5 protein-coding genes, 1 tRNA gene and 1 pseudogene are annotated in these 6,359 nt (G+C 67.2%); 3 read left to right on the forward strand and 4 right to left on the reverse strand.

All coding sequences use genetic code 11. From position 1 onward, the window contains the following. A pseudogene (locus N878_RS10465) lies at positions 1-195 on the reverse strand (aldehyde dehydrogenase PuuC); the annotation flags it as partial. 226 nt (positions 196-421) lie between these two features. Between N878_RS10465 and N878_RS10470 the strand changes: the two are divergent. Beyond that, on the forward strand, positions 422-1,738 hold the full coding sequence (locus N878_RS10470) for an aspartate aminotransferase family protein (protein WP_031303002.1): 1,317 nt from the start codon (positions 422-424) through the stop codon (positions 1,736-1,738). Between the two features lie 23 nt (positions 1,739-1,761). Further along, positions 1,762-2,124, forward strand: coding sequence for a cupin domain-containing protein (locus N878_RS10475; protein ID WP_021443610.1), 363 nt, complete (start codon positions 1,762-1,764; stop codon positions 2,122-2,124). A 354-nt stretch (positions 2,125-2,478) separates the two neighbouring features. Here N878_RS10475 and gabT read toward each other — a convergent pair whose 3' ends face one another. Together gabT and gabD are read right to left on the reverse strand one after the other, a co-directional pair. Then, positions 2,479-3,759, reverse strand: coding sequence for a 4-aminobutyrate--2-oxoglutarate transaminase (gene gabT / locus N878_RS10480; protein ID WP_021443611.1), 1,281 nt, complete (start codon positions 3,757-3,759; stop codon positions 2,479-2,481). Positions 3,760-4,015: 256 nt separating this feature from the next. Continuing rightward, positions 4,016-5,467: an NADP-dependent succinate-semialdehyde dehydrogenase gene (gene gabD / locus N878_RS10485; RefSeq protein WP_021443612.1), complete on the reverse strand. Its 1,452-nt coding sequence runs from the start codon at positions 5,465-5,467 to the stop codon at positions 4,016-4,018. 334 nt (positions 5,468-5,801) lie between these two features. On the opposite strand from gabD, the gene N878_RS10490 reads away from it, so the two are divergent. After that, positions 5,802-5,878 (forward strand) — tRNA-Arg (locus N878_RS10490). 67 nt (positions 5,879-5,945) lie between these two features. Here the strand turns inward: N878_RS10490 and N878_RS10495 are convergent. Beyond that, positions 5,946-6,359 (reverse strand): LuxR C-terminal-related transcriptional regulator (locus N878_RS10495; RefSeq protein ID WP_031303003.1); only part of this gene is annotated, 414 nt, incomplete at its 5' end.

Consider the following 6,359-nt stretch of genomic DNA (forward strand, 5'->3'; position numbering starts at 1 on the left):
GTCACGCACGGCGATCTCGGCGTCGGCGGCGTCGCAGCTGGCGACCAGGCCGAGCAGGCGGCCGTCCACCGGGCTGATGCACTCGAAGGTGGCGCCGGACTCCGCCGGGCGGTATTGGCCGTGGACGAAGGCGCGGGTTTCGATGGTCAGGGTCTTGGCGCGCTGTTCCCAGTCGGCACGAGTCAGGCTAGTCATTCCGGCATCCTCTAGGGGTGGAGGTGGCGCCTCGCCGAGGCGCGCACTGTAAATAATTCTGCAAGGCCAGCGAAGTGGCCAAATCCTGTGCGCCACACTAAACCAGAGGGCTGCACCTTTTCAATATTTTTGACAAAGGCCAGGAAAACCCCCTTGTCATGTTCGTTTTATTAAACATAGACTGCCGCCACGCGCACCCTCCTCACCTCGCGCTTCGGTAGCTGACATGACAATAGACAACACCCGGCTCGACGATTTCTGGATGCCCTTTACCGCCAATCGCCAGTTCAAGGCCAAGCCGCGCCTGCTGGAAAGCGCCGAGGGCATGTACTTCACCGCCAGCGACGGGCGCCAGGTTCTGGACGGCACCGCCGGACTGTGGTGCTGCAACGCCGGCCATGGCCGGCGCGAGATCACCGAGGCGGTGAGCCGGCAGATCGCCAAGCTGGATTTCGCCCCGACCTTCCAGATGGGCCATCCGCTGCCGTTCGAGCTGGCCAGCCGCCTGGCGGCGATCGCCCCGGCCGGGCTGAACAAGGTGTTCTTCACCAACTCCGGCTCCGAGTCGGCCGACACCGCGCTGAAAATCGCCCTGGCCTACCAGCGCGCCATCGGCCAGAGCAGCCGCACCCGCCTGATCGGCCGCGAGCTGGGCTATCACGGGGTCGGCTTCGGCGGCATCTCGGTCGGCGGCATGGTCAACAACCGCCGCGCCTTCCCCCTGCAGCTGCCGGGCGTCGACCATCTGCCGCACACCCTGGACATCGCCCGCAACGCCTTCAGCCGCGGCCTGCCCGAGTTCGGCGTGGACAAGGCCGAGGAGCTGGAGCGCCTGGTGACCCTGCACGGCGCGGAGAACATCGCCGCGGTGATAGTCGAGCCGATGTCCGGCTCGGCCGGCGTGGTGCTGCCGCCGGTGGGCTACCTGCAGCGCCTGCGCGAGATCACCCGCAAGCACGGCATCCTGCTGATCTTCGACGAGGTGATCACCGGTTTCGGCCGCGTCGGCCAGGCCTTCGCCGCGCAGCGCTGGGGCGTCACCCCGGACATCATCACCTGCGCCAAGGGCCTGACCAACGGCGCCATCCCCATGGGCGCGGTGCTGGTCGATGAAAAAATCCATGACGCCTTTATGCAGGGCCCGGACGGCATCGAGCTGTTCCACGGCTACACCTACTCCGGCCATCCGGTGGCCTGCGCCGCCGCCCTGGCGACCCTGGAGATCTACCAGAACGAGCGTCTGTTCGAACAGGCCATCGAGCTGGAAGGCTACTGGCAGGACGGCCTGCACAGCCTGCGCGAGCTGCCCAACGTCATCGACATCCGCGCCGTAGGCCTGGTCGGCGGCGTGCAGCTGGCGCCGAGCGAGGCCGGTGCCGGCAAGCGCGGCTACCAGGTGTTCGAGCGCTGCTACCAGGACGACCTGCTGGTGCGGGTGACCGGCGACACCATCGCCCTGTCGCCGCCGCTGATCGTCGAGAAGGCGCATATCGACAGCCTGGTGGAGAAGCTCGCCGACGCCATCCGCCAGGCCGCCCACTGACCCCCACCCACGGAAAGCAGAAGATGAAAATCGAGCAGATCCTCGACTTCGCCCAGGCCGCCACCGCCGCCGAACACTACCGCCCGGCGCCGGAGAAAGTGCTCAAGGGCGACCCCGAGCAGAGCGTGCGCAACCACTACGCCAGCCCCTGCGGCCAGTTCAACGCCGGCATCTGGGAGGGCGCGGTGGGCCAGTGGACGGTGAACTACACCGAGCACGAATACTGCGAGATTCTCCAGGGCGTGTCGGTACTGCGCGACGCCGAGGGCAACACCAAGACCGTGCGCGCCGGCGACCGCTTCGTCATCCCCGCCGGCTTCTCCGGCACCTGGGAAGTGCTGGAAGCCTGCCGCAAGGTCTACGTGATCTTCGAGCAGGCCAAGTAAGGATTCCTGTTGCTTGTCACCCTTTGGCCCGCCTCGTGCGGGCTTTTTTATCCGTGGAGAAAATGCCCCGGATCGTGCGAGGGGCTTTAGCCGCGATGCTTGCAGCGCCGAGGGACCTGCTGCCGGATGCAACCCGGGAACGCCCGCGCGCCAGGCACCGGGCCTGGGGAAGCTCTGCAATAGCCGTCATTCCCGCGCAGGCGTGAGCCCAGGGACTGAAGGTTCTGGGTTCCCGCCTGCGCGGGAGTGACGATAAATGGCTTTATCAGGACATCCCCAGGGGTTGCGGGAGCCCCAAACAAGAAGACCCGCTTGCGCGGGTCTTGGGTACAGCATCCGGACGGCGTGGAAACGTCAGGCCAGCTCGTCGAAGCACTCGGCGATGATCGCCAGGCCCTTGTCCAGCTGGGCGTCCGGCGCGGTCACCGGCACCAGCACGCGCAGCACGTTGCCGTAGGTGCCGCAGGACAGCAGGATCAGGCCCTTCTCGCGCGCCTTGGCGACCACCTGCGCGGTCAGCGCGGCGTTCGGCTTGTGCAGGTCGCCGTTCTCGAACAGCTCGACGGCGATCATCGAACCCAGCGCGCGCACGTCGCCGATGGCCTTGTGCTTGGCGGCGATGGCCTTGAGGCCGGTGACCAGACGCTCGCCGACCGCCTTGGAGCGATCCAGCAGCTTCTCCTCCTCGAACACCTCCATCACCGCCAGGGCCGCGGCGCAGGCGATCGGGCTGCCGGCATAGGTGCCGCCCAGGCCGCCCGGGGCGATGGCGTCCATGTACTCGGCCTTGCCGCACACCCCGGCCAGCGGGAAGCCGCCGGCGATGGACTTGGCGAAGGTGGTCAGGTCGGCGGCCACGCCCATCTGCTCCATGGCGAAGAAGGTGCCGGTACGCCCGGCGCCGGTCTGCACCTCGTCGGCGATCAAGAGGATGCCGTGCTGGTCGCACAGCGCACGCAGGCGCTGCATAAATTCCTTCGGCGCGACGTAGAAACCGCCCTCGCCCTGCACCGGCTCGATGATGATCGCGGCGATGTCGCGCGGCTCGGCATCGTTCTTGAAGACGCGCTCGATGCTGGCCATGGCGTCGTCGACGCTGACGCCGTGCAGCGCGCAGGGATACTGGGCGCGGAACACGCCGCCGGGCATCAGGCCCATGCCGGCCGAGTAGGGGTTGACCTTGCCGGTCAGGCTCAGGGTCATCATGGTGCGGCCGTGGTAGCCACCGGTGAAGGCGATCACCCCGGCGCGGCCGGTGGCGGCGCGGGCGATCTTCACCGCGTTTTCCACCGCCTCGGAGCCGGTGGTGACCAGCAGGGTCTTCTTGGCGAAGTCGCCCGGCACCCGCGCGGCGACCTTCTCGGCCACTTCCACGTAGGGCTCGTAGGCCAGCACCTGGAAGCAGGTGTGGGTCAGCTTGGTCAGCTGCTCCTGCACCGCGGCGATGATCTTCGGGTGCAGGTGACCGGTGTTGAGCACGGCGATGCCGCCGGCGAAGTCGATGAATTCGCGACCCTCGACGTCGGTCACGGTGGCATTCTCGGCCTTGGCGGCGAAGATCGGGTGGATCTGCCCCACGCCACGCGGAACGGCGGCGGTGCGGCGTTGCATCAGGGATTCGTTGGTCTTGCTCATGGTGTCCTCATGGCCGTCATCGCGGCGCAGGTGAAGGATGAAACGCCCCCGGGTTGGCCAGGGCAGCATGCGATGATCGACTGCCGCGGCCGCGGGGGCTCGGTGAATTCGGGCCCGTTACAGCCTAGAGCAAAGCGCTAGGCGCGTAGCGAGCGATGGCCGGGCCAGGCGGCGGGATCGGGGAAAACGCAGTTGGCCGTGGCCAATGAGCATTTTCCCGGTTCCGCCAGCAACGCCCGGCCGAGCGCAGCGGCGATTAGATGCCGCCCAGGCACATATATTTGATCTCGAGGTAGTCCTCGATCCCGTACTTGGAGCCTTCGCGGCCCAGGCCCGAGGCCTTGACCCCGCCGAACGGCGCCACTTCGTTGGAGATCAGCCCGGTGTTGATTCCGACCATGCCGTACTCCAGCGCCTCGGCCACGCGGAACACGCGGCCCAGGTCGCGGGCATAGAAGTAGGAGGCCAGGCCGAACTCGGTATCGTTGGCCATGGCGATCACCTCGGCCTCGTCCTTGAAGCGGAACAGCGGCGCCAGCGGGCCGAAGGTCTCTTCCTTGGCCACCGCGGCGGTTTTCGGCACGTCGAGCAGGATGGTCGGCTCGAAGAAGGTGCCACCGAGGGCGTGCGGCTTGCCGCCCAGGGCCAGTTTGGCGCCTTTGCCTACGGCGTCCTCGATGTGTTCCTGCACCTTGGCCACGGCCTTGCCGTCGATCAGCGGGCCGGTGGTGGTGCCGTCTTCCAGACCGTTGCCGATCTTCAGTTTGCCCACGGCGGCGATCAGCTTCTCGGCGAAGGCATCGTAGACGCCGTCCTGCACGTAGATGCGGTTGGCGCAGACGCAGGTCTGGCCGTTGTTGCGGTACTTGGAGATCAGCGCGCCTTCCACCGCGGCGTCCAGATCCGCGTCGTCGAAGACGATGAACGGCGCGTTGCCGCCCAGCTCCAGCGACACCTTCTTGATGTCCTGGGCGCATTCGGCCATCAGCTGGCGACCGATCTCGGTCGAGCCGGTGAAGGAGAGCTTGCGCACGATGGGGTTGCTGGTCAGCTCGCCGCCGACTTCGCCGGCGCTGCCGGTGACCACGCTGAGCACGCCTTTCGGGATGCCGGCGCGCTCGGCCAGCTCGACCAGGGCCAGGGCGGAGAACGGCGTCTGCGAGGCCGGCTTGATCACCATGGTGCAGCCGGCGGCCAGGGCCGGGCCGGCCTTGCGGGTGATCATCGCGGCGGGGAAGTTCCACGGGGTGATGGCCGCGGTGACGCCGATCGGCTGCTTGATCACGATCAGGCGCTTGTCCGGCTGGTGGCCGGGAATCACGTCGCCGTAGACGCGCTTGGCTTCCTCGGCGAACCACTCGATAAAGGAGGCTGCATAGGCGATCTCGCCCTTGGCCTCGGCCAGCGGCTTGCCCTGCTCCAGGGTCATCAGGCGGCCGAGGTCGTCCTGGTTCTCCATCAGCAGCTCGAACCAGCGGCGCAGCTTGTTCGCCCGCTCCTTGGCGGTCAGCGCGCGCCAGGCCGGCAACGCCTTCTCGGCAGCCTCGACGGCGCGACGGGTCTCGGCGCGGCCCATCTTCGGCACGTGGCCGATGATCTCGCCGGTGGCCGGGTTGTTCACCGCGATGGTCTGGCCGCTGTCGGCGTCCAGCCACTGGCCGTCGATATAGGCCTGCTGGCGGAACAGCTGGGTGTCTTTCAGTTGCATGGCAGTCTCCTTCAGTCCCGACACCCAGGCGTCGGCGTGTGCTCGTTGGAGTCGTGGGCAAGGCCCGGAAAGCGCCGCAGGCGCCTGTCGCAAGGATTCAGAGCCGCCGCCAGGCCGGTTGTTCCGGATAAGCCAGCAGCCCGTTTGAAATCTCAAACGAATCCTAGGGTCGAAGGGGGTAAAGGGCAAGAGCCTGTTCGAAAAAATTAACGAAATATTCAACGCCATAATGCGCCGGCACAGGCACCGACGGTTTCTGCACCTGCGTTCGATATCGCGAACGGGGCGGGCATGGACGCCCAAGGCCGAGATGCGTATGATTGCGCCCCGCAACGCATCCGTAGCTCAGCTGGATAGAGTACTGCCCTCCGAAGGCAGGGGTCGTGGGTTCGAATCCCGCCGGATGCGCCAGATACCAAAGGCCCCAGGTGCAAACCTGGGGCCTTTTCTTTTGTTCGGGCGGCGGCTCCACAGGGGCTCAGATCACTCCCAGGGTCAGCGCCTTCAGCGTCGCGGCGGCGCGGGTGGAGCATTGCAGCTTGCGGAACAGGCTCTCGACGTGGGTGCGCACCGTGCTCGGGCTGATGCCCAGGTCGCGCGCCACTTCCTTGTTGCTCGCCCCGACGCTGATGCGCCGCAGAATTTGCGTCTCGCGTTCGCTCAAAAGGCCGTTGCCCGCCCTGGCAGCCATTGGCCGTTGCTCGCCGCGCGCCGCGGCGATCACCGCCTGGCAGGCAAGCGGGTCGAAGCGGCCCTGCTGCGCCTCGTCCTGCAACAACCGCGCGGCCTGTTCCTCGCTGAACGCCGGGCGCCAGGGGCGTGCGCCACGCAGTGCCTGCCAGGCCAGGCTCGCGGCCAGCAGGCGGTGCTCGGCCTGCAGCGCATCGCCGGC

It is taken from the genome of Pseudomonas sp. EGD-AK9 (assembly GCF_000465935.2).
Classification (GTDB): domain Bacteria; phylum Pseudomonadota; class Gammaproteobacteria; order Pseudomonadales; family Pseudomonadaceae; genus Aquipseudomonas.

Excerpts from the sequence above, each read along its gene's own strand:
- N878_RS10470 (WP_031303002.1), top strand. The coding sequence starts at position 422 with ATGACAATAGACAACACCCGGCTCGACGATTTCTGGATGCCCTTTACC.
- gabD (WP_021443612.1), bottom strand. The coding sequence starts at position 5,467 with ATGCAACTGAAAGACACCCAGCTGTTCCGCCAGCAGGCCTATATCGAC.
- gabT (WP_021443611.1), bottom strand. The coding sequence starts at position 3,759 with ATGAGCAAGACCAACGAATCCCTGATGCAACGCCGCACCGCCGCCGTT.
- N878_RS10475 (WP_021443610.1), top strand. The coding sequence starts at position 1,762 with ATGAAAATCGAGCAGATCCTCGACTTCGCCCAGGCCGCCACCGCCGCC.